The organism is Enterococcus sp. 125944, from assembly GCF_051909435.1.
GTDB classification, from domain to species: Bacteria; Bacillota; Bacilli; order Lactobacillales; family Enterococcaceae; genus Enterococcus_D; species Enterococcus_D gallinarum.
This window is the reverse complement of record NZ_JBQASY010000012.1, coordinates 42,376-65,530: the sequence shown is the minus strand read 5'-3', so window position 1 is coordinate 65,530 and position 23,155 is coordinate 42,376. Positions and strand designations below refer to the sequence as shown.

Sequence of the window (23,155 nt, the reverse complement as noted above, 5' to 3'; positions counted from 1 at the left end):
AAAGCAATAGCCGGACAAGAACTGTTCATGAAAGAATATTTATGAACGATTCTCCTTAATTGATTGTCTGAGAAAAGCTTCAATGCCAAATTAAAATCATAGCAGCGAAAACTGCAGACCTTGAGAAGAAAATTGCGCCGTCTCGATCTCTGTAAGTTGCCTATTGCTAAACAAGCGATTCGCCATAAACGTACGATCAATCATAAATCCTCGGACATGGCCGATATTTTCTCCTTCCGTATAGATGATTTTCTCTCCTTGAGTATGCTGAAGCATCGTCCGATACACAAAGGATTCACTTAGTGTCGTTGTTGTGATTTCATGGGAGTCGATTCCTGAGGCTTCAATCAAACACAAATCAGCCGTATATTTGCTGAAAGCCAGTGTCGCTATATCTCCGACTAACGCAGTGGAGTTGCTTTCCACTTCTCCTCCACACAGACAAACAATCGCCCGTCCTGGTTTTAGATCAATCAATGCGGAATGGTCATTGGTCACAATCGTTAAATCAAAATCAGCAACTGCGTGGATCAATTCTTTCGACCAGCGTCCAGCCCCCACAAAAATCAATTTCTTTTCTTGCAGCAAAAGGTGTAACGGTGGAAGCAGTCGCTGCCAAGGAAATTCTTCTACCGATCCAAGTTGCTGGGATTCTCTTTTTTCTGATTTCTTGATCCGTTTCACGCCGCCATAATAACGTTCAATCAACTGCTTTTTTTCCAGAAACAACAAATCCCTGCGAATCGTCACTTCTGATACTTGAAATCGATCCGCTAATTCTGAAACAGTCCCATAATCATACTTATCTAAGTAGGTGATCAAGGCCTCTCGTCGTCGAAAAACACTTCCCTGTGTGGCTTTCATTTTTTCACCTTCTATACGTTTTTTGAATTTTTGATTGCCCGACCTCTTTGAGTCAGTTTACCTTATTATCAGCGAAATGTCTGTGCCTTATGTCGTAAAAACCCCCCAGTAAACGAATCGATTACTGGGGGGTTGGACGTTGATTTACGTTTGCAAAATCTTCTCTTGCGGATAACTAGTTAAGAAAATTATTTCTTCTCTGCTTTATCGTCAGTCAATAATGCTTTGCGAGACAAATTAATTCGACCTTGTTTGTCGATCTCTGTGACTTTCACAAGAACTTCATCGCCTTCTTTGACAACATCTTCTACTTTGTTGACCCGTTCATTTGCAAGTTGAGAAATGTGAACTAACCCATCTTTGCCTTTGATCAAGTTGACAAAAGCGCCGAATTTTTCAACACGAACAACTTTTCCTAAATAAACTTCGCCAACTTTGACTTCTTTTGTTAGATCTTCAATGATCTTAATAGCTTTCTTGATCATTTCCGCATCAGAAGAAGCAATTGATACTTTTCCGTCTTGATCGATGTCGATCTTCACGCCTGTTTCATCAATGATGCCATTGATCGTGTCGCCACCTTTACCAATCACATCTTTGATTTTGGCTGGGTCGATTTGGATCATCTCGATCTTCGGTGCGTATGGACTCAATTCTTCCCGTGGCGCAGCAATAGTTGAAGTCAATTCATTTAAGATTTCCATCCGTGCTTTTTTCGCTTGCGATAGAGCTTCAGTTAAGATTTGCTCGGTGATTCCTTGGATCTTGATATCCATTTGTAAGGCTGTGATTCCATCTTTTGTTCCGGCAACTTTAAAGTCCATATCGCCTAAATGATCTTCCAATCCTTGGATGTCGGTCAAGATCGTATAGTTTTCGCCATCAGAGACAAGTCCCATCGCGATACCAGCAACAGGGGCTTTGATTGGAACACCAGCATCCATCAATGCCAATGTACCCGCACAAATACTTGCTTGTGAGGATGAACCATTGGATTCTAATACTTCTGCCACTAAACGGATTGTGTAAGGGAAATCCTCTTCACTTGGGATTACTTGCGCCAAGGCACGTTCACCTAAAGCGCCATGTCCGATCTCACGACGGCCTGGAGAACCGGCACGTCCTGTTGAACCAACTGAAAACTGCGGGAAATTATAGTGGTGGATGAACCGTTTTGATTCTTCTACCCCTAAACCATCAATGATTTGATGTTCACCCAATGGTGCCAATGTACAAGCAGATAATGCTTGCGTTTGCCCACGAGTGAATAGTCCTGAACCATGAACACGAGGCAACAGACCGATTTCTGAGGCTAATGGACGAATTTCATCCAATTTCCGGCCATCGGGACGAATTTTGTCGATCGTGATCAATTCACGGACAACATCTTTTTCAAGGTCTTCTGCGATTTGTTTCACTTCTTTTAGAAGCTGCGCTTCATCCTCATGACCCGCAAATTTTTCTGCATAAACTTCTTTAACTGTTTCTTTGACGTTGTCGATCTCGTCTTCACGAGCCAATTTTTCTTCGGTCATAACAGCCGTTTTCATTGTTTGATAGTAGCCATCGAAAATTTCTTTTTTCAAGTCAGCATCTACTTGAAGCAAAGTCACTTCCATTTTTGGTTTACCGACTGCTGCAACGATTTCTTCTTGGAAAGCAACTAATTCTTTGATTGCTTCAAAACCGAACAGCAAAGCGCCTAACATATCATCTTCAGAAACTTCTTTCGCTCCTGATTCTACCATGTTGATGGCTTTTTTCGTACCAGCAACCGTCAATTCGATATCTGTTTGCTCTGCTTGTTCAACGGTTGGATTCAACACATATTCCCCATTGACACGGCCAACTTCAACACCAGCGATTGGTCCGTCAAAAGGCACATCGGAAATAGACAACGCTAAAGAAGAGCCTAGCATTGCAGCCATTGCTGGTGAGCAATCTTGTTCCACACTCATGACAATGTTTGTCACTTGGACTTCATTTCGGAAACCATCCGCAAACATTGGACGGATTGGACGGTCGATCAAACGAGCAGTCAATGTTGCTTCGGTACTTGGACGACCTTCACGTTTGATGAAACCACCAGGAACTTTCCCGACTGCGTACATTTTTTCTTCATAATTGATCGTTAAAGGGAAGAAGTCTGTATCTTTTGCTTCTTTTGAAGCAACGGCTGCACTAAGAACTACTGTATCGCCATAGCGGACGAGTACTGCGCCATTTGCTTGTTTGGCTAATTGGCCAACTTCAACTTGTAGCGGACGCCCGCCCCAAGTCGTTTTGAATACTTGTTTTTCTGTCATGATCTGCTCCTTTTTTTCTGAGCCAAGCAAGTCACTACTAAACAAATGAAAAAAGCGGATCGGTGCTTCCGCTGCTTTCATTTGGTTAGTAGGAAGCTGCTCGCCGTGTCTCAGAGATTCTTTTTTAGTTGCGGGTTTGATTCACCAGTCAAGTCCCGCTAATTGAGTTTGTTAAAAAGATGGGGCCACTATTATTAGTCGCCTAGTACTATTCATCATCTGCTCTGTACGGCTTGTGCCGCCCAGTCGCAGTGATTCCGCTCGGGTGACTACGCTCCTGGTTAGTCGCCTAGTACTATTCATCATCTGCTCTGTACGGCTTGTGCCGCCCAGTCGCAGTGATTCATAGCAAAAAAGTGAGATTCGGGTTGAACCTCACTTTTCTTTGTTTGATTAACGACGTAATCCTAAAGCTTGGATCAATTCGCGGTAACGTTGTACGTCTTTTTGACGTAGGTATGCTAATAAGTTACGACGGTGACCAACTTTTTTCATTAGGCCACGGTATGAATGGTGGTCTTTTTTGTGCATACGTGCATGTTCGTTCAAATGGTTGATTTCTTCTGTAAGAACAGCGATTTGAACTTCTGGAGAACCAGTATCTCCTTCATGACGAGCAAATTTGTTGATGATTTCGTTTTTGCGTTCTTTCGTAATTGCCATGTTTTTCACCTCTTTTTTCTTTTTTCACCTGCGACTGAGTAAAACGTTGGTGACTCGTTGAACCAAGTAACAGGTAGCGTGTATTCACACGTAATTACTTTACTTTATTCTACCTAAAAATGCAAGTTTCTTCGCTGAATCTTTTCATTTTAAAATGAAAGCAACACTCCAACTTATGGTATACTAAATCTAGAAATTTCTTAAAGCAGGTGACCTTATGAGCGTCCTTTCTCGCATTGAAAGTATCCAGAGCGAATTATCCAATTCCGAAAAAAAACTTTTTGATTACATCAAAAAAAATTCTGAAAAAGTTCCTTCGATGACTGCGAGTCAGTTGGCTCAAGCTACCGGGATCAGCGCCCCTACAGTTGTTCGTTTTGCAAAGAAAACAGGCTTTTCCAGCCTAACTGATCTTAAGATTCAGCTTTCTGCGGAATCTGGCTCCCGACAAACCCATGAGGAGATCATTGGCTATGCAGATGTTGCATTGAACGAATCTTTTCATGATATTACTGCGAAATTGAGCCATAATGCCCAAGTGACTATGCATGAGACTGCGGACCTTTTAGAAGAACAAGTAATGCTGGCAGCAGCGGACCTACTGAAAACCCGCAATCGGATCTTCGTATGTGGTATCGGTGCTTCCTCTTTGATTGCTCAAGATATCCAACAAAAATGGACTCGCTTAGGCAAAGTGGTTATTTTCGAAACCGACTATAATTCGCTGTTGCCTCAATTGATCAAACACGAAAAAGAATGTTTGCTCTGGGCTGTCTCAAACAGTGGTCAAACACCTGAAATCCTACACCTTGCGGAGTTTACGAAGGAGATGGGGATTCCAGTTCTATCTTTGACTCGCTTTGGCAGTAATTCCCTTTCGAAATTAGCAGATGTTCCGCTGCAAGTTTCCAGACCGAAAGAAGCCAATATGCGCAGTGCAGCAACCAACTCGATTATTGCTCATCTTTTGGCAGTTGATGTGCTGTTCTATGTCTTTTTGAGTAAAAATGAACAGCTGGCTCAAAATATCTACGAATCAAGACAGGCCATTGCTGACTATCGTCACAAATATCTCTGATCGTCAAATGCGCCTGCTAAATTCAGTGGTCGAAACTTAAGCATAAAATAAAATCAGTTGAAACACTCAAAGCATGCTCCAGAGGTCCAATCGTCTCTCTGAAGCATGCTTTATTTGCTGGCTAATCAGGTCCATTCCCTGAATCGATCCCATTGTCCTTTGCTACTTGCGCCATCCAAAAGCTCGACGCTTTTGGTGTTCGGGTATCATCTGTCAAATCTACTCGATAATACCCATAACGATTTTTATACGCATTCAGCCAGCTCCAACAATCGATAAATGTCCACATATGATAACCGAAGCAAGGGGCTCCTGCTTCGATCGCCCGCTGCAGTTCTTTGAGATGATCTGTTACAAATTCGATGCGATAGGTGTCATTAATCTCCCCCTCTTGCGTTGCGAAGCGTTCTTCTTGAGAAACCCCCATACCATTTTCAGAAATATACCAAGGAATCGTGCCATAGCTATTCTTTAGACGCATGGCAATGTCATAAATACCTTGCGGAAAGATTTCCCAACCGCGATGAGGGTTGATTTTTTTGTCCGGCCAATCATAGCCTCGAAAAAGATCCCTCGGCCCTGTGATTGGATCGTTCGGCGCAATCGGGGCTTGAACTCGTAATGGCTGGTAGTAATTGCAACCAATAAAGTCCACCGTATTTAAGGCAAAAAGTTCTCGGTCCCCCTCCTCTGTTACAGGAGCAAGACCTGACTTTTTCAGCATCGCGACTAATTTTTCTGGAAATCGTCCGAGGACTGTACAGTCTAAAAAACTGCGAATATAGAGTAAGTCTGCCCATTCAGCAGCTTCAAGATCAGCAGACTGCGGACTTTTCGGATAGACGGGCGATAAATTTAAGATAATCGCTATCTCTCCGTTAGGAATCGCAAGTTCGCGAAAAGCAGCTACTGCTTTTGCGTGAGCTAACAGTGTATGATAGCCTACTTGGATCGCTCGTTTAAAATTATGAACTTTAGGCCAATGGGCATCCCCCATATATCCGCATTCAATATGAACTAAAGGTTCGTTGAATGTGGCCCATTTTTTGACAATGTCGCCAAATTGCTCAAAGGCGATACGAGCGTAAGCGGCAAAGTAATCTACCGATTCTCTGGCTTCCCAACCACCTCTTTCCATTAACCACCACGGCATATCAAAATGGAACAAATTGATGATAGGTTCGATTCCTTGATCGACCATTTCTTGAAAATAGGCACGATAGAAGGTGACTGCTTGAGGGTTGACCGTCTTTCCATCAGGTACTAGTCGTGTCCAAGCAATTGACGTCCGATAAGAGTTCAGATTCATGGCTTTCATCAGCGCCACATCTTCTCGAAAGTGTCGGTAGGTATTCGAAGTATCACTAGGTCCTACGTGATCGTAGAACTTGTCTGGCTCCAATTCGAACCATTTATCCCAAGTTGAAGGGCTTTTGCCATCAATCGCCGCAGCGCCTTCCGTTTGAGGAGCAGAAGCAGCTGCTCCCCATAAAAATCCTTCCGGGAATTTTAACATGATTTCTCTCCTTTTCCATTTTCTTCTTGTTTCAATGGCTTCGTGAATACTTGTTTCTGATTGGCTGCTTCGACTTGGATGATAAAATCAGCTGGCAATTCATTTGGTGAAATGTTCAACCGTTTCAACGTTTCATAAGAAACTGTTAGAGAAAAGTCGACGGTGCTTTTGGCTGGCAAAAAGACTTTTTGAAAACCGCATAACACTTTGACACGCGGTAAGACCTGCTGTGAGTAATTGCGAAGATACACTTGTACCACTTCAGCTCCTGCTATCACCGAAAGATTCTCGATTGTTCCATTAATTTGGATTGCTTGCGGAGCATACTGCGCATGGATTCCCTTAAGCATAAATTCTGCATAGCTTAGACCATAACCAAACCCATAACGAGGGGTTCCTGAACAATCTGTGTAATCTCTCTGGAAAGCAGCCTCACGGTAGTTGTAATAAACTGGCAGCTGCCCATTTTCATCTGGAATAGAAACAGCTAGTTTCCCACTGGGATTCGTTTCGCCAAAAAGAATCCGAGCTAGCGCACTTCCGCCAAATTGCCCTGGATAACCTGCAAAAAGCAACGCATCAAAAGCGGTACTGACCTCACTTAACAGATGAGGACGGCCAGCAATGACAATACCGATCAGAGGTTTCTGAAATTTTTTCAATTCAGTAATCAATCGTTTTTGACATTCTGGCAATGCCAAAGACGCCAGATCGATATTTTCCCCACTGGTCATCTCCGCAGATCCTTGCAAGGCAGCTCCATTCTTATCAAAATCCGTCGAAAAGTCACGAATACTAGAGCCGCCAATCGTTAAAATGATTTGATCCGCTGTTGCTGCCGCTTGGCATGCGGCAGTCAGTTGCTCTTTGGTTCCTTCTGTGATGCCGCAGCCATCTGCTTGAATAAAAGTGGTTTCGGTCCCCTTGATTTCCAGCAACCCCTCCCACAGATTGCGGCACTCAGACAGTTCTTTGAAAGGAGTATAGTCCCCTAGCTGATGATAGCTGTTTTTGCTATGAGGACCAATAACAGCAATTGTTTGTCTTTGTTTCTTTAACGGTAAGACTTGCTCATTTTTCAACAAAACGATGGCTTCTTCTGCTAAACGAGTTGCACTTTCTTGAAACTGCTTTTGATCCGGAACGGACACCGTAGGCACCGGTTCGTCAAAAAGTCCTAGCTGCTCTTTCAGTTTCAGAACGCGCATCACGGATCGATCAATGGTTTCTTGCTTAATCAACCCTTGATCAACAGCAGCTTCCAACTGAGGGAAAACATTGTCCCATAAACTGATGTCTACGCCGCTGTTCATGGCCCGGGCTGCCGCTTCTGGTTTGTTTCCTAGCCAATCCGCTAAACGGTCCAACGCACAACCATCTGCCATCACAACTCCTGCAAAGCCGGCTTCCTCTCGCAAAATCTCTTGAAGTAAGCGAGGGTTCGCGTGACAAGGGACACCATCCCAATCATTATAAGCAGCCATGCACCCTAGTGCCCCTGCCTGAATTCCCGCCAGCATAGCGGGTAAATGAATCTCTCGCAATTCTTGCTCCCCAATATTGACTGGTCCTGCATTGTGCCCGCCCATACTTGAACCTTGAGCTGCAAAATGTTTTAACACGGCCAGTACATGGGTTGTCGGTTCATGACCAAGTATTTCCCCTTGCATTCCCTTGACCGCAGCTTGCGTAAAACAACTGGCTAAGTAGGGATCTTCACTGAAACATTCCTCGGTTCGTCCCCACCTAGGATCTCGTACGATATCCAAGGTAGAGATCAGCCCAACTTGCGCCCCTTTAGCTCGTAACTCTTGTGCCACGAACGTCTGCACGCTCTGATAAAGATCAGGATTCCAACTAGCCCCTGTACTGAAATTGACCGGCAGTGTTGTTGCTGCTAATCCTTGATGACCATGAGGACATTCTTCTGTCAAAAAAGCTGGGATTCCAAGACGAGTATGTTCTTTTAAATAGTCCTGAATCATCCGGCTGACTTCCCGTGATTCTTCCACCGAGAGACCCGTTGTTGCGTCCTTGCCCGACCAAGGATCTGCTCGGAAAACGCCGTAGATCCAGCCAATCGAGCCAAAGCGAGCAACTTCCGACTTGAAGTAGTCTGTCAAATAAAGTTTTCCTTCCTTTTTCTGATAAACTTGCCAGCCATACAATCGCTGATTCAACTGGCCGATTTTTTCTTTTAGGGACATCTTCTTTACAATTTCTTCGATCATTTTAAACTCCTATCATCAAAAATGCCGATTAGTCAAAATAGACCTTGACCGTTTGAATTTCATAAGGGTTGAAAGGAATCACCACTTGGTGGCACACGCCCGTGACCACTAACTCCTGCTGTTCCTCTTCCAATAAATTCGTTAGCACTGCTCGTTTGATTTTTTTAGCTGCGGTCAAGCGGCATGTCGTTTTGCGATTGTGGTATTCATACAAACGTACCACGATGGCTTCATCTGCTTCAGCCTTTTTGACCGAATCGATCAGCACATTATTGTGATCCACTTGTAAAAAAGATTGCTCTTGCTGCTGATCAAAATCTGCCAATACATATGCTGGTACATTGAGTGCCAACGCTTCTTCCATCGTTTGTCCTTTTTTCCAGTCACCTTCATGAACATAGAGAGAATAGGTAAACGAATGAAGTCCTTGATCTGCTTCTGGATAGGGATCAGTCGCCGACTTGATAAGAGAGAGACCAATTTTTTGGTAAGCTGTGCTGAATCCGTATTTACAATCCGTCAACACACTGACGCCATAACCATCTTCAGACAAGTCGACCCATTTTTGCCCACAACTCTCAAAACGTGCCAAATCCCAAGTGGTATTTTTGTGGATGGCACGTTTGACATTCCCAAATTGGATATCGAAAGTGGCATCTAGCGTATTGACGGCAATTGGCAACTGCGCCTTCAATAAAAGATGATGCTGATGCCAATCGACCGTTGTCTCAAAGTCGATCCTGCCGGTTCCATGATAGAAATGGATCAGCTGAATGATCGTTGATTGCTCAAACGTCCGTTTGATACGGATCGTGTCACGAATCTCGCCTTGCTCGACGATTGATGCGTCAGTCACATCCTCTACTGGATAAGCTTTACGATCGTAGTAGATGTCTATATCCCACGCATCATAATCCATCGGTAAGTCTTCATAAGCAATCAATTGATTCATCACTTCTCCTGCTGGCAAGACCTCTCGCTGGTGTCTTTTGTCAAAAAGAGCAGTCATTTCATATGCCGCGTTAAATGTTACGACAAAGTCGGTCGTTTCCAGTTGACGAGTCAACGGAACACACTCTTGTTCTACTGGTTCTGAGATAGTCTCCCTCAACGTTAGGGGACGCAGACCTAAGCTAGGGACTTGTGGAACTTTGACCAGCAAACAACCATCTTCGGTTCGCTGTGTCAGATAATCTTCTTGAATCGCCGGAATATCAACTTTGATTACGGCATCACGAGTAAAGCCTAATGGATTATAGACCACCTGATGATTTGCATCACTGGCGGTTCCTCCTGCCACGAGGGACTGGATCAATTGCTCGCCTTCTTCAAAAAGAGCAGCATACTCTTCTTCTGTCTGCTGGTACACTTCGCCAATCGAACTTCCTGGCAAAATATCGTGAAATTGATTGAACAACAATTTTTTCCAGAGCCTTTCGAGGAGCTCTTGCGGATACGCTTCGCTTCGATAGGCACTGTAAAGCTTCTCAATAGTTTGCAATAAAAATTCGCCTTTGCGGTTGGCTTTCTTATTTTTACCGATGGAGGTCAGTGTCCCACGATGGTACTCAAAATAGAGTTCGCCAAACCAGACCGGGGCTTCTGAATGAGCAAAAGCTGCAGCTAATCGGTCAAAAAATTTGCCCGCATGATCGCCAGTGATCACTGGCATCTGAGGGAGTGGTTTTGATAACCGCTGTTTTGTCTCCAGCATCTCTCTAGTAGGTCCGCCGCCGCCGTCTCCATAGCCGTATGCAATCAAGATCTCATCATGCTGATCTTTTTGTTGGTACCGTTCAAAGCTGCCTTTGACTGTATAAGGGTCTAAAAGCCCATTGTAAGTGGTGTAGTAGGGTCTTGGACTGTAGCCTTCACTGATCGTTGTAATAAAGTGAGTCAAAACTCTGCTGCCATCGATCCCTTGCCAGTAAAACGAATCATAAGGAATCTGATTGAATTGATTCCAAGACAATTTAGTTGTCATGAAATAAGGTGTATTGGTCTTTTGCAAGATCTGTGGCAATGCAGCGGAATAGCCAAAAACATCCGGCAGCCACAAAATCTGACTCTCATGATCAAACTCTTCTTTGATAAAGCGTTTGCCGTATAAAATCTGCCTTACCAATGATTCACCGGAGGTCAAGTTGCAATCTGCTTCTACCCACATAGCACCTTCTACTTCCCAGCGTCCAGATTTAATCTTCTCTTTGATTGCCTGATATAACTCAGGATATTGTTCTTTGATCGCTTGATATAACTGGGGTTGGCTTTGGAGAAACGTATATTCAGGGTATTCATCCATCAATTTTAATACGGTCTGAAAACTGCGTTCTCCTTTTTCAACCGCTTGCTGTGCCGTCCAAAGCCATGCCAGATCGATGTGGGTATGCCCGACTGCGGTCACTTTTTGACGAATCTCTTGGCTGTAACACGCTTGCAGACATTCTTGCGCGTTTGTGAGGCCTTCATAGAATCGCGGCGTATAGGGGGCTCGAAAATCTAATGCATTGGCAGCTTGTGACAGACAGCTTTGATAGATTTGTTCTTCTCCGCCAAATTTCCTAATGGCACGCCAACTGTCAAAAATCGTCGAGAAATCAAACCAGACTTGCTCAACGATAGGATCGATCGCCAATAGATTCACGTAAAGCGGAAACTTCTTCTCTTCTCGTCCCGAAAAAATATCGATCTGTAAGGCTATTGTTCCTGTTAGCTCCGAGGGATCCAACCGCACTTCTCGATGGTTGACATCAATTGCCTGAATGTAATTCCCATTCAAGAACACTTTCATTTGCGGATTTGTCGTATTGTCCCATTCAGAGAGCGAAGAATAGACTTGCAAAGCAACCGACATCTCTTTCCAGTCTTCCGGTAGTTCAAAAGTTCCTTTCATTGTGTAATAACAATTCTTTTCTCCAAAAAAAGTTCCTTGCACATAGGGTGCCCAGTTTTCTTGCTTTAACTGCAAGTCATTAACAGGCACCTGATAGCGAATCCGGTAATTCTTTAATTGAAATAAAATCTTACGGATACGTTCAAATTCAAATAACTGCACGCTGTATTCTCTCCTTTACTCGGTTTCTGAGGAGGAAAAAAGCGGGTAGACAAGAAATTGTCCAAGCCCGCTTCTCCTATTGCCGTGACTCTAGTTCTCTTTCCAACGATCATATGCTGTTTGGTAAACGGAAATGTAGTCATCGATCCCCATGGACTCGATAGTCGAAACATATTTATCCCAATTACTGATTGGCTCGACACCCGTAATGAATTTGGCTTCCATTTGTTCGACATACGTTGTCAAGTCAGTAGCCGTAGCAGCCACTTTATCATTTTCTTCTACAGTCAGATAAAGTAATGGAAATGGCACTTCCGCAATGTCATCCATCTTATCTGCTGTTTCTTTGGCCACCCAGTCACTGAAACGAGTATCAGGTTGTTCATCCGCGGATTTCAAGATTTGATATTCACCTGTCGTATCGATAACAATGTTCGGTGTTGTCAACCCGTATGCTGGTGTGATCTTGCCACGTTCATCTTCTGTATTTTCTGTATCAATGCCTTCTGCATAAACTCGTACTTTTTGGCCGTCAGCATTTTCTTTGTACTCCCAAAGAACGCCTTCAGGTCCTTGTTCGATATATTTCGTACCTTCTTCAGAATAGAAGTAATCCACCCAGCGCATCGAAGCTTCCGGCGATGGATTGACATTTGTGATGGCAAAGGTGCCCCGAGAAATTCGTGGACTTCCTGGAATCACTGCTTCTGGCGACCATTTTGAAGTCAATGGTTGGAACATGGCATCGTTCATCGCTTCAATCTCGCTGCGGCCTGTCGTAAAGAAGCTGAAGTAATCGGCGAACAAGCCCAACTGATCATTTTGTCCTTTTGCTTTTTTCTGTTCGTCGGATTGGCCATAAACTTCCGCATCCAACAAACCTTCACTATACAATTTGTTCATATACTCAAGGAATGCTTTATAGTTTTCCGAGATTGGTGTATAAGAAACCACATCATCATCTACTTGAACGCCTCGTGTCCGTAACCCAAAAGCTGCCATCAGCCATACCCTTGTTGAATTCATATCGACATCGGTCAAAGGAATCTCATCGGCTTTGCCATTACCATTGGGATCTTCGTTCTTGAATCGTGTCAGCAAATCATACAATTCATCCGTTGTCTTTGGCAGTTCCTTGACATTCAACTTATCTAGCCACGTTCCGTTGTACCACATCGGACCTTGCCACCAAATAGATGTCGCATTTCTCGAAATCATCGGCAATGAATAAATATGGCCATCTGGTGTGGTGATCGATTTTAAGATGGACGGATCTTCTTGGGTCAATGCATAAAGATTAGGCATAATTTCCGGCGTGATATATTCTTCTAACGGCAGCAGAATTCCTTGGGAACCATAATCGATCTCCATTGAAGAAGTGAGCGAATTCGATCCTGCGCCATAAACGATATCCGGCAGATCCCCTGAAGCAAATGCTAAGTTCAACTTGGTACTAAAGTCAGCAGAAGGGGGTGTCGTATAAGTCAGTTTGATTCCTGTTTTTTCTTGATAATCCTGCAGCGTCGGCATATCTTCCCATTCTGCCATACCTACTCCTGGCGCCATAATGTTCAGCGTCAGTTCTTCGCCTTCTTTAATGATCGGAAATTGGCTGTCATGATTGATGGCTACCCCTTCATTTTCTCCGGTTGTTTCCTTTTTTGTGTTCCCGCACCCACTGAGTAAAAGCGCACTGCACAAAAACACCCCTGTTACTCCTAAAATTTTTTTCATTCCCATCTTCTTCCTCCTCTATGTTTTATCCTTTAATTGATCCTACCATCATGCCTTTGACAAAATATTTCTGCAAAAATGGATAGACAATAATGACCGGTAATGATGAAACGATCATGACACCGTATTTGATGACCTCTGCTAACTGTTGCTTGCTGTATAACATACTGGCCATTTCGGAAGTCACATTGCTGACAGTATTTGATGACATATCTTGTAAAATCAAAATTTCCCGTAAAATCATTTGTAATGGATACATGGATTTATCTGACAGATAGATCAATGCGCTGAAGAAACTGTTCCAGTGTCCTACCCCGTAAAAAAGTGCCATAACTGCAATGATTGGCGTAGATAAAGGCAGTACGATCTGCATGAATAAGCGAAAATCCGAGCAGCCATCCACGATTGCCGCTTCTTCCATCTCTCTTGGGATCGTCGTTTGAAAAAAGGTCCGCGTAACGACCACATTATAGACAGAGACAGCTCCTGGGATAACCAAAGCCCAAACCGTATTCAACATCCCTAAGCTGCGGATCAGTAAATAGCTAGGGATCAAGCCCCCAGAAAGAAACATTGTCACTAGCATGAAATTGGTAAAAGCTCTTCTGCCATAAAAATCATCTCTGGAGAGTGCATAAGCACAAGGCAGTGTCACCAACAAATTGATGGATGTTCCTAAAACAGTGTAATAGATCGTATTTAAGTAGCCGCGCCAGATGCTGCTATTGCCTAAGAGAGTTCGATAGCCTTCAAAGGTGACCCCTTTTGGCAATAACCACATTTCCCCCGAGTTGACTAAATGAGGATTTGAAATCGACGCACTAACGATATAGATCAATGGATAGAGAACGATTAGTAATGCTATGGCTAAAAAGAAATAAACAAAAACCAAAAAGATTTTATCTGCACGTGTATCTTTCACTAATGAAGTTGTTTTCATTCCTATACCACCTTTCTATAAGAGACTCGAATCGCTCAGCCGTTTCGCAATCCCGTTGACTAAAATCAAGAGAATGGAATTGATCAACGAGTTGAATAACCCAACAGCTGCTGCAAAACTATATTGTGCATCTAAAAGCCCTTGCTGATAAACGAAGGTTGCAATGACATTCGATGATTCCATATTCAATGGGTTTTGCATCAAAATGATTTTTTCGAATCCCACCGACATCAAACTACCAAAACTCATGATCAGTAAAATCACCATGGTCGGCATTATCGTTGGAATATTGATATACCAAACTCTTTGGAGCCGAGAAGCACCATCGATGGTGGCAGCTTCATGCAGCTGAGTATCCACTCCAGACAATGCTGCCAAGTAAATAACCGATCCCCAACCTGTGCCTTGCCAGACGCCTGATAATACATAGATTGTTTTGAACCACCGCGGTTCAGTCATAAAATTGATTCTTCCCACGCCGATAAAATCTAGAAAGTGATTGATGATCCCAGTGGAAGGAGACAGAAATGCAATAACCATTCCGACCATTACCACTACTGCGATAAAGTTTGGGGCATACGTGACTGTCTGGGTAATTTTTTTGAATGGACCATCCTTGATTTCATTCAAAGCCAGTGCAAGGATGATCGGTAGCGGAAATCCGACGATCAAAGAGTACAAACTGATACCTAATGTATTTTTCATTAGATCCCAGAAGTAATAAGAATCAAAAAAGCGTTGAAAATGTTTGAACCCTACCCAAGGACTTTCGAATATTCCCAAAGAAGGCATATAGTCTTTAAAGGCGATGATCACACCATACATCGGCCCATAAGAAAAAATCAGAATAATCAAAAAAGCAGGCAGGACAAACAAATATAACTGTCGACTCTTTTTTAATTTAGTCTTCATTTCTTTGATTTTACTTTTTGATGCTGACACAGGCTCTCTGATCGTTGTTGTTTCCATTCATACTCCTCCTTGTGTTTTTGGTTTGTATACTAAATATGAAATGAATTCGCTTTCAAAGCAATGTGTATTTTTTCTTCAATGTGTAGAAATGCGAATGCCAACTGCTCCAAGTTCAGGCTGATGCACTTCTGATGAAGCAATATAGGCGTTTTCACCCGTTCCATGAATCGTCAGTGATTGATTGGTTGCTAAATCTGTGATCACGGATTTTTCATCTGCATGGATCTCCTTCAGAAAAATTCGCGGCTGCAAATTTGTTGTGATACTGCGAAAGGCATAATGTGTTTTTTGATCTTTGCTATAGGTAAGATGCCAATTCTCCGTCCACGCTTCTGGTCTAGCTCGGGTCTCGTAAATGCCTTCCCCATATTGTTCCAACCAATCACCCACTTCAAGCAGGCGCTGGGTCTCTTCTTTCGTGAAAGTTCCTTCTGGTGTTGGACCCACTCCTAAAATTAAGTTTCCGCCTTTACTGACGACATCGATTAATGTATCGACTAACTCTTGGCTGCTTTTAAAGGTGTCATGGGGAACATAGCCCCAGTCATTGCCTATAGGTATATTACTCTCCCAAACTTTTGTTGGGATTTCTTCTAAAGAAGGAATCTTGCGTTCTGGCGTCACATAATTCTCATGTCTACCGCCCATCATGCGATCAACAATGATCAATTCTGGCTGGTTTCGCCGGGCAATCTCCGCTAAGCGATCCATCTGTAAATCTTCTTTCCCCTGCCCACACCAGCCGGCATCTAGCCATAGCAAATCCACTTTTCCATAGTTGCCAGTGATTTCATGAATTTGTCGATGAACAAAATCCACATACCGCGACCAGATTTCTGGCTGTTCTAATGGATCATAACTTGCGTGACGCCCTTTGATCGTTTCATCATCCAGCCAATAAAACGGTGAGTACCAGTCCGCCTTAGAATAATAAGCCCCAGTAGCAATACCCGCTTGCTGGAACGAGGCAAAAACTTCTTTTAGGATATCTCGTTTAAAAGGACTCAATTTACCGCCAATTTTGAATTCTGACTCCAGCGTATTGAAGAGATTAAAGCCGTCATGGTGTTTCGTTGTGAACAAACAATACTTGAAGCCAGCTTTTTTACACGTTTCAGCCCACTGATCAGTATCTAATTCTATCGGTGCAAACGCTTTGATCAGTTGCCAATAATCAAGACGCAATGTGTTGATATCTTCTCGATAAGCTTTATTTTCCCTTGCCCATTCATCTTTTTCTGATAGTTGCCATGATTCAACGATACCCGCTTGTGCGTATAAGCCATAATGGAAAATTACCCCAAATTTTAAATCTTGGAACCATTCCAAACGCTTGGCCAGCATCTCTGACTCAGGGTACCAACGATCATCCTGCTTACTGTTTTTCGCAGACTCAATGTCCCCACGAATTGTTGTCAATTTATCCAACCCCTTTCGCCACTAATCTAACGAGAAAATAAAGCGCTATCAATATGTAGTTTCAGCAGCTATGTCAAACTTTATTTTTTTGTAACAAAAGAGCACTCTTTTTAAAAAACACACCACTTCAATTGAAGTTTTAGCTTACGGTATCAGACGCCATGTTCACTCTAGCAATTTCACCTTTCTCATTTGTAAGAAAACTGCGGGCTAGCGCTCCTCGTCGTACTTTTCTCTTTATCTAGAAAACTTGCTCCTGCGGGCTAGCGCTCCTCGTCGTACTTTTCTCTTTATCTAGAAAACTTGCTCCTGCGGGCTAGCGCTCCTCGTCGCAATCGAATGTTTTCAAAAGATAGCTTTAGGAAGGTGTATGTATTAGCTGGTTCGGCTATGTAATTTTTTGAATACGCTTTCTAAAAGGTCCATTTCTTGCTACTATTTGGCTAGTAGTTTTCTACTTTTTATCAATTAGTTAAAAGAGGGGTGTCCATGAAACAATCACGAGGGTTATTTGATCTATCTTACCGGTTGGGTGACTATTTGCTGATGGTGATTCGATTGCATTTTTTGTGGTTCTTTTTTGTCTTACGGGGGGGAATCATTTTTGGCTTCTTTCCAGCGACGGCTACTGTTATTCGCTATTTCTTTGAATTATTTGCAAAAAAACCACTGCCTGCTGAACTTTATAATTGGTTCAAACAACAGACAGCCAAAAATTTTTGGCGTAGTAATCAACTAGGTTTGCTGCAAATGGCGATCTTGCTGCTGCTATGGATCGAGCTGCGGATCTCCAGTACATTCTTGCAAAATGCCTTTCTCCATTTCGGATTGACGGTACTCTTTATCAGCGGTTTGCTCATCAGCTTTTATTTGCTGCCGGTCTTTGTCCGCTACCATCTTCCTTTTTGGGTCTATTTCAGGAATGCGTTTCTTTTAATGATCGTTAGTGTGCCACAAACGATTGCCATGATCTTAGGTGTGTTTTTGGTTACATTCGCCGCTACCTTTTTGCCGATTTTGTTATTCATTGCCTTCATCCCTTTGCTTCTCTGGCCAATCAGTTGGTTCGCCTATCAAGCGATCCAAAAAACAGAGTTGCTAACAAATGAACACTGACGATTTTTTACTAAAGGAGAAGTGAATCATGGAGATAAAGATTGTCACCAACGAAAACGTCGCCGCTTTTTTTCAAATCGTTGCTCCTGAACTTGGCTTGTCACTATCAGAAACCGGCAAACCGCTTGAATTGATCCGCCGAAAAGGATCATTGAAAATCATTTCCAATACAGAAAAAGCCACGATTTACTATCAGGAAAAAGCCCATTTATTTCGAGGGCTCCTTCTATGGATGCAAGCAGATACCGATTTTGTCCACGAAGAGACTCCGCAATTTGACCAAATCGGTCCTATGATCGATTTATCTCGAAATGCAGTACTGACAGTACCTCAGTTGAAACGTTTCATTTTGTTGAGCAGCAAAATGGGGCTCAACAGTCTCATGCTATATATGGAAGATACTTACGAAATTCCTGAATATCCTTATTTTGGTCATTTGCGAGGGAGATACAGTCAATCTGACTTACGGGAATTGGACCATTACGCTGACCAATTAGGCGTTACATTAGTTCCTGCGATCCAAACACTCGCTCATTTGACAAATCCATTAAAGTGGCATTTTGCCAAAGAGATACGTGACACGGAAGACATTCTGCTAGTTGGTGAGCCCAAAACTTACATTTTTCTTGAAGCCACTCTTCGTTCCATTCGCAGCTGCTTCAAAACAAATAAAATCCATATTGGTATGGATGAAGCACACCAATTAGGAAAAGGCCGTTACCTCGAACACAATGGTTTAGAAGATCGCTTTGCCATCATGATTAAACATTTAAAACACGTCATCACTCTCTGTGAACAGCTACAATTAGAACCCATGATGTGGAGTGACATGTTCTTTCGGATTGGTTCTCCAACAGGCGATTACTATGATCCAGCAGTCGTCATTCCTCCAGAAGTCATTCAGCAAATTCCAGCAGTCAACATGGTGTACTGGGATTATTATCATCATGATTTTCAAACATATCAACGACTGTTTGCTGAACATAAAAAGCTAAACCAACCCACAGTATTTGCTGGCGGTATTTGGACATGGAATGGACTGGCACCCAATTATGGCAAAACCATCGCTACAATGGAGCAAGCATTAAGAAGTGCCAAAGCAAATGGCATCACTGAAGTCTATGCTACCTTATGGGGAGATGACGGCGCAGAGACCCCGATGATTGCCAGCTTGTTAGGTCTACAATTATTTAGCGAGGCCCAGTTTTATGCCACGCCATCGCGGGAGATAGTCACAGATCACTTGAAACTATTTCATGGATCACAAGCAGAAGATTTTCTTTTGCTGGATCTTTTTGACCAAACTCCCGGTGTTGCTGCCGAAAATCCTTCTGGATCAAATCCAAGTAAATTATTGCTTTATCAAGATATTCTTTATGGCCTTTATGAAAAGACATTCAGAGAGGTGCCATTGACCCAACATTATGAGGAACTGGCCCAACGATTGGCCGCAGTCACGGGGACACAGGACACACAACGGATGTTCCGCTTTTATCACCAATTAGCGGTGGTACTAGCTTTGAAAGCTTCTTTGAGTCCCTGGATCTCAGAAGCCTATCATGAAAAAAAACGTGAGAACCTTCAAAAAGCCCTTGAGATGATTCAGCACTATCAGCAGGAATTACAACACTTGCATCAATCTCATCGAGATCTGTGGTTTGAATGGAACCGCCCCTTTGGGTTTGAAGTGATCGATCTTCGCTACGGCGCTCTATCTAAACGTGCCGAGATGGCACAATGGCGTTTGCAGAACTATTTGGATGGTCACATCACTAGATTACCAGAACTAGAGATGCCACTGTTGCCAGTAGATGATCCCTCAAGTGTCGGCAGTTTGGGAAGAAATCTTTTCCATGGCATTTATAGTGCCAGCAAGATATCTGATGTATAAGTACAAAAAAAGTACAAAAAATAGTGCAGAAAACAAGGAGGATTTGCATGAAAAAAAAGAGTTATCCCTTATTTTTCGTTGGTTTACTTTTCATTTGCGGTCTATTTTTTTATCAACAGATAACTTCTCGTTCAGCAGAAACCACTGTAGCGCGTTTGCAAGTTACAGGAGCCGTTACAGATTCTTCTGCAGCACAAGCGTGTCTGACCGTACTAAAGCAAAACCTGCAGGCAGCCACCCAGAAAGACGTTGAGGGCTACACAGCGACCCTTGTTACTTCTGCAAGAGAATCTACGGCAAAGGAAATGCACGCTTTTTTTGCGAAATATGATTTGACTCATGAACTCTTGTCTTTTGAAGTTGTCAAACAAGAAGCAGACTCCATGCTGGTAGCTGCACAGCAAAAAACAGTGAACCAAGGACAGAATGACTATCGCGACCATATTACCCAAGCCCATCATACCTTTGTGCTCGAGAATGGGCAGTGGAAGATTAAAGAAACGGTTATGACAAACACCGAATTCATTGATTAAGGAGTATCTCTATGAAAACATTTCAGAATTGGCCTGATCATTACCCCGATCCTAGCTGGTTTATTCATGATCGGTTTGGGTTGTTCATTCATTTTGGCTTATTTAGTATTGGTGCACGCCACGAATGGTTTATGACCACCGAAGAAATTGCCCCCGAAACTTATCGAGAAACTTATTTCGACCAATTTAATCCCAATTTATTTGATGCTGCTGTTTGAGCTCAAACAGCTAAAGATTGCGGTGTTCAATATATAGTCTTTACTACGAAACATCATGAAGGGTTCGCCCTATGGGATAGTGAATGGACCGATTATAAAGTCACCAATACACCCTTTAAGCGAGATTTACTCGCAGAATTATTGCCTGCGTTTCGTGATGTGGGAATCAAAATCGGACTCTATCATTCGCTGATTGACTGGTACCACCCTCATTTTACGATTGATGGATTGCATCCTCAAAGAAGTGACTTAGCCGCTCGAGAGTCCAATTCTCAACGGGATATGCTTATTTATCAAGATTTCATTGCTGGTCAAGTGACCGAACTATTGACTCAGTATGGCAGGATCGATTATATGTGGTTCGACTTTCCTTACAGTCATCGTGATTGGGGCTGGTCTAAAGGAAAAGGAGCAGAAGACTGGGACAGTTCGCGACTGGAAAAAATCTGTCGGACACTCCAACCGGATATGCTGATCAATGATCGCTTGGAACTTGGTCGGGGAATTACCACCCCTGAACAATTTCAACCAGAAAAACCACTGGAAAAAGACGGTTTACCTGTTCTTTGGGAAGCCTGTCAGACAATGTACGGGACTTGGGGCTATGATCGCGATGCGTTGGAATGGAAATCAAGTGATATGTTGGTGAAAATGTTGATCGATACGGTTTCAAAAGGGGGTAATTTTTTATTGAACATTGGTCCTAATCCCCGAGGAGAGATCGACCCGCGGGCAGTCAAACGAATGCAGGCGATTGGTGCATGGATACGGCTGCATAAAGAAGCTATCATCGATTGTGGTCCTAGTAAATACCCGGTACCTAAAGATTGTCGTTATACTCAAAATGGCAAGAAACTCTATTTGCATGTATATAGCTATCCCTTCAAACATATTCATTTGCCGGAAATTGCTGATCAAGTTCGCTTTATCCGCTTCTTGCATGATGGCTCTGAAATTTTTTATCGTGGCTTTGATCCTAATGAAGTCATCACTTCTACGGAAGCTGTCATTGCTCCTAATGATCTAGTCGTCACGCTGCCGGTAGTGCCACCTAATGTTCTCATTCCAGTCCTTGAGATTACATTGAAGTGAAAAGAGTAGAACAAAGAATACCGTAAAGCGCTAGACAATATCTCTAGCAAATAGACGGCAGACAGTAAATCTTCCTCGCAAACCCACGACGAAGATTCACTAGACTGCCGTCTACTATTTAAGTACTTGCTTTAAATACTCGCTTTAGGTATTCTCTCCATGTATTCTTCTTAGGAATCTCTTCTTATCGTCCACTTTAAAACAAGTCACGTTTTCCTAGAGAACGTTTCGCTTTACTGCTCTTTAGTCAACAACGACTGCCATTTCTGAAATAGTTGGCTAAAGGTTTCTTTCCCTGGATCTGTTTCTTCATAAACTTTTAGGCTAATGATAGCTTGCAGCCAAAAAGCTTCTGTGATCACTGCCGCACCTTCTTTTGCATCTGGGATATCTGCCCAAATCGCTAATGCGATCGCTGGGGTTTGTGCTAGTTGTTCTTGGGTCACTTGCTGTCCGTTGGCAAAAGTCGTTAATGTAAACTCATCGCTTATTTTTTCATAGGTCGGATACGTATACCCTGCAGCTTCACCTACTACATAATAAAAGAAATTGTCATTGTGATTGATCACAGAATAGCCTTTGTCAAAATAAAGAGCGACTGGTGCCATATTTTGATTCCAGCGTGTCCAATAGGAAATCTCACAGTTTTTCGTTAAGGAAAGCTGTTCCTTTCGATTCAAGCGATAAAACCCATCATTCCATACACGAACAACAAAACCTAAGTCAGTCACATAGTCCACCAAATCATTCACATACGCAATGAATACTTCAATCCCACTTGCTTCTGGTCCATATGCTTCTTTGGCAGCTTCAACTAAAGTCGGAAACTCTTCTAGACGGTCAAAATCAACAAATTCATCTGCACCAATATGGAAATAATGGCTGTCTACAAATAGCTCTGCGTATTCTTTGTAGATCTCTCGGATGAAAGCAACAGCTTCTTGGTCAAGAATGTTCAATGCCCTAGCATCGACCCCACCAGTCGCGTTAGGTAAACACCATTCGGGATGGGTGGCTAAGACTTGCTTGAGATGTCCAGGGGAGTCAAAATCAGGAATGATCTCGATACCGTAACCTTTGGCATATGTGATTAGTTCTCGGATCTCTGTTTTTGTTAAATATTCGGTTGATACAATCTCCGGAAAACATTCAGACTCGATTCGAAATCCTTCATTTTCTGAAAAATGGACTTGCAAATGGGTAAACTGAAAAAAAGCCATACTGTGAACGAGTGCTTTTAGTTCTTTTAAGGAAAAATATTTGCGGCCAATATCGATCATTAGGCAGCGCTCCTTGATTTGGGCGGTGTAGCTGTTTTTTTGTTGTTTCTTCGTCACTTGATTCAAATAGTAGGTTGTCAGACCATAAAATAATTGCTGGGGATCTTTCGCAGTGATCGTTTTTTGTTCCTCATCAAGAATAAAATCTGCCGTTAGTGCAGGTTCGATCTTAATTTTTGGTTCCTCTTCTAATGAGACACCAATAGAAGTATAAAGTTCTCTCGCTTTTTGAGTCATTTCTTTCATT

15 protein-coding genes and 1 pseudogene are annotated in these 23,155 nt (G+C 42.8%); 5 read left to right on the top strand and 11 right to left on the bottom strand.

From position 1 onward, the window contains the following. Positions 1-96: 96 nt before the first annotated feature. From ACTFWY_RS11360 to rpsO, 3 genes are all read right to left on the bottom strand, one after another. Positions 97-864: a DeoR family transcriptional regulator gene (locus ACTFWY_RS11360; RefSeq protein ID WP_003128632.1), complete on the bottom strand. Its 768-nt coding sequence runs from the start codon at positions 862-864 to the stop codon at positions 97-99. Between the two features lie 188 nt (positions 865-1,052). After that, positions 1,053-3,170, bottom strand: a complete 2,118-nt coding sequence (gene pnp, locus ACTFWY_RS11355) for a polyribonucleotide nucleotidyltransferase (protein WP_117474719.1) — start codon at positions 3,168-3,170, stop codon at positions 1,053-1,055. A 393-nt stretch (positions 3,171-3,563) separates the two neighbouring features. After that, positions 3,564-3,833: a 30S ribosomal protein S15 gene (gene rpsO, locus ACTFWY_RS11350; RefSeq protein ID WP_003128628.1), complete on the bottom strand. Its 270-nt coding sequence runs from the start codon at positions 3,831-3,833 to the stop codon at positions 3,564-3,566. Between the two features lie 217 nt (positions 3,834-4,050). Here rpsO and ACTFWY_RS11345 point away from each other — a divergent pair, with 217 nt between their 5' ends. Further along, positions 4,051-4,911: a MurR/RpiR family transcriptional regulator gene (locus ACTFWY_RS11345; protein WP_003128626.1), complete on the top strand. Its 861-nt coding sequence runs from the start codon at positions 4,051-4,053 to the stop codon at positions 4,909-4,911. Between the two features lie 121 nt (positions 4,912-5,032). On the opposite strand, the gene ACTFWY_RS11340 is transcribed toward ACTFWY_RS11345, so the two are convergent. The 7 genes from ACTFWY_RS11340 to ACTFWY_RS11310 form a co-directional block, all read right to left on the bottom strand. Continuing rightward, a complete protein-coding gene (locus ACTFWY_RS11340) occupies positions 5,033-6,427 on the bottom strand; it encodes a glycoside hydrolase family 1 protein (protein ID WP_003128624.1) in 1,395 nt (464 codons plus the stop codon). After that, positions 6,421-8,658, bottom strand: a complete 2,238-nt coding sequence (locus ACTFWY_RS11335) for a glycoside hydrolase family 3 protein (RefSeq protein WP_117474711.1) — start codon at positions 8,656-8,658, stop codon at positions 6,421-6,423. Before ACTFWY_RS11335 ends, ACTFWY_RS11340 begins: the two co-directional genes overlap by 7 nt. 28 nt (positions 8,659-8,686) lie before the next feature. Beyond that, complete coding sequence (locus ACTFWY_RS11330; protein WP_003128619.1) at positions 8,687-11,713, bottom strand: alpha-mannosidase; 3,027 nt, start codon at positions 11,711-11,713, stop codon at positions 8,687-8,689. A 90-nt stretch (positions 11,714-11,803) separates the two neighbouring features. After that, positions 11,804-13,453: an extracellular solute-binding protein gene (locus tag ACTFWY_RS11325; RefSeq protein WP_021149119.1), complete on the bottom strand. Its 1,650-nt coding sequence runs from the start codon at positions 13,451-13,453 to the stop codon at positions 11,804-11,806. A gap of 19 nt (positions 13,454-13,472) precedes the next feature. Continuing rightward, on the bottom strand, positions 13,473-14,387 hold the full coding sequence (locus tag ACTFWY_RS11320) for a carbohydrate ABC transporter permease (RefSeq protein ID WP_003128615.1): 915 nt from the start codon (positions 14,385-14,387) through the stop codon (positions 13,473-13,475). A gap of 15 nt (positions 14,388-14,402) precedes the next feature. Beyond that, positions 14,403-15,356, bottom strand: coding sequence for an ABC transporter permease (locus tag ACTFWY_RS11315; RefSeq protein WP_003128614.1), 954 nt, complete (start codon positions 15,354-15,356; stop codon positions 14,403-14,405). A 78-nt stretch (positions 15,357-15,434) separates the two neighbouring features. Beyond that, on the bottom strand, positions 15,435-16,778 hold the full coding sequence (locus tag ACTFWY_RS11310) for an alpha-L-fucosidase (protein WP_005472737.1): 1,344 nt from the start codon (positions 16,776-16,778) through the stop codon (positions 15,435-15,437). A 489-nt stretch (positions 16,779-17,267) separates the two neighbouring features. Here ACTFWY_RS11310 and ACTFWY_RS11305 point away from each other — a divergent pair, with 489 nt between their 5' ends. The 4 genes and pseudogenes from ACTFWY_RS11305 to ACTFWY_RS11290 all read left to right on the top strand — a co-directional run bounded on the left by ACTFWY_RS11305 (position 17,268) and on the right by ACTFWY_RS11290 (position 21,628). Next, positions 17,268-17,894, top strand: a complete 627-nt coding sequence (locus ACTFWY_RS11305) for a YesL family protein (protein ID WP_041119810.1) — start codon at positions 17,268-17,270, stop codon at positions 17,892-17,894. 28 nt (positions 17,895-17,922) lie between these two features. Further along, the gene (locus ACTFWY_RS11300; protein WP_124018850.1) at positions 17,923-19,785 is read left to right on the top strand and encodes a beta-N-acetylhexosaminidase; all 1,863 of its coding nucleotides are present in this window, start codon (positions 17,923-17,925) and stop codon (positions 19,783-19,785) included. A gap of 47 nt (positions 19,786-19,832) precedes the next feature. Then, a complete protein-coding gene (locus ACTFWY_RS11295) occupies positions 19,833-20,318 on the top strand; it encodes a hypothetical protein (protein WP_034705265.1) in 486 nt (161 codons plus the stop codon). A gap of 11 nt (positions 20,319-20,329) precedes the next feature. Beyond that, a pseudogene (locus ACTFWY_RS11290) lies at positions 20,330-21,628 on the top strand (alpha-L-fucosidase). A 233-nt stretch (positions 21,629-21,861) separates the two neighbouring features. Here the strand turns inward: ACTFWY_RS11290 and ACTFWY_RS11285 are convergent. Further along, positions 21,862-23,154: a family 20 glycosylhydrolase gene (locus ACTFWY_RS11285; RefSeq protein WP_227760854.1), complete on the bottom strand. Its 1,293-nt coding sequence runs from the start codon at positions 23,152-23,154 to the stop codon at positions 21,862-21,864. Position 23,155 lies beyond the last annotated feature (1 nt).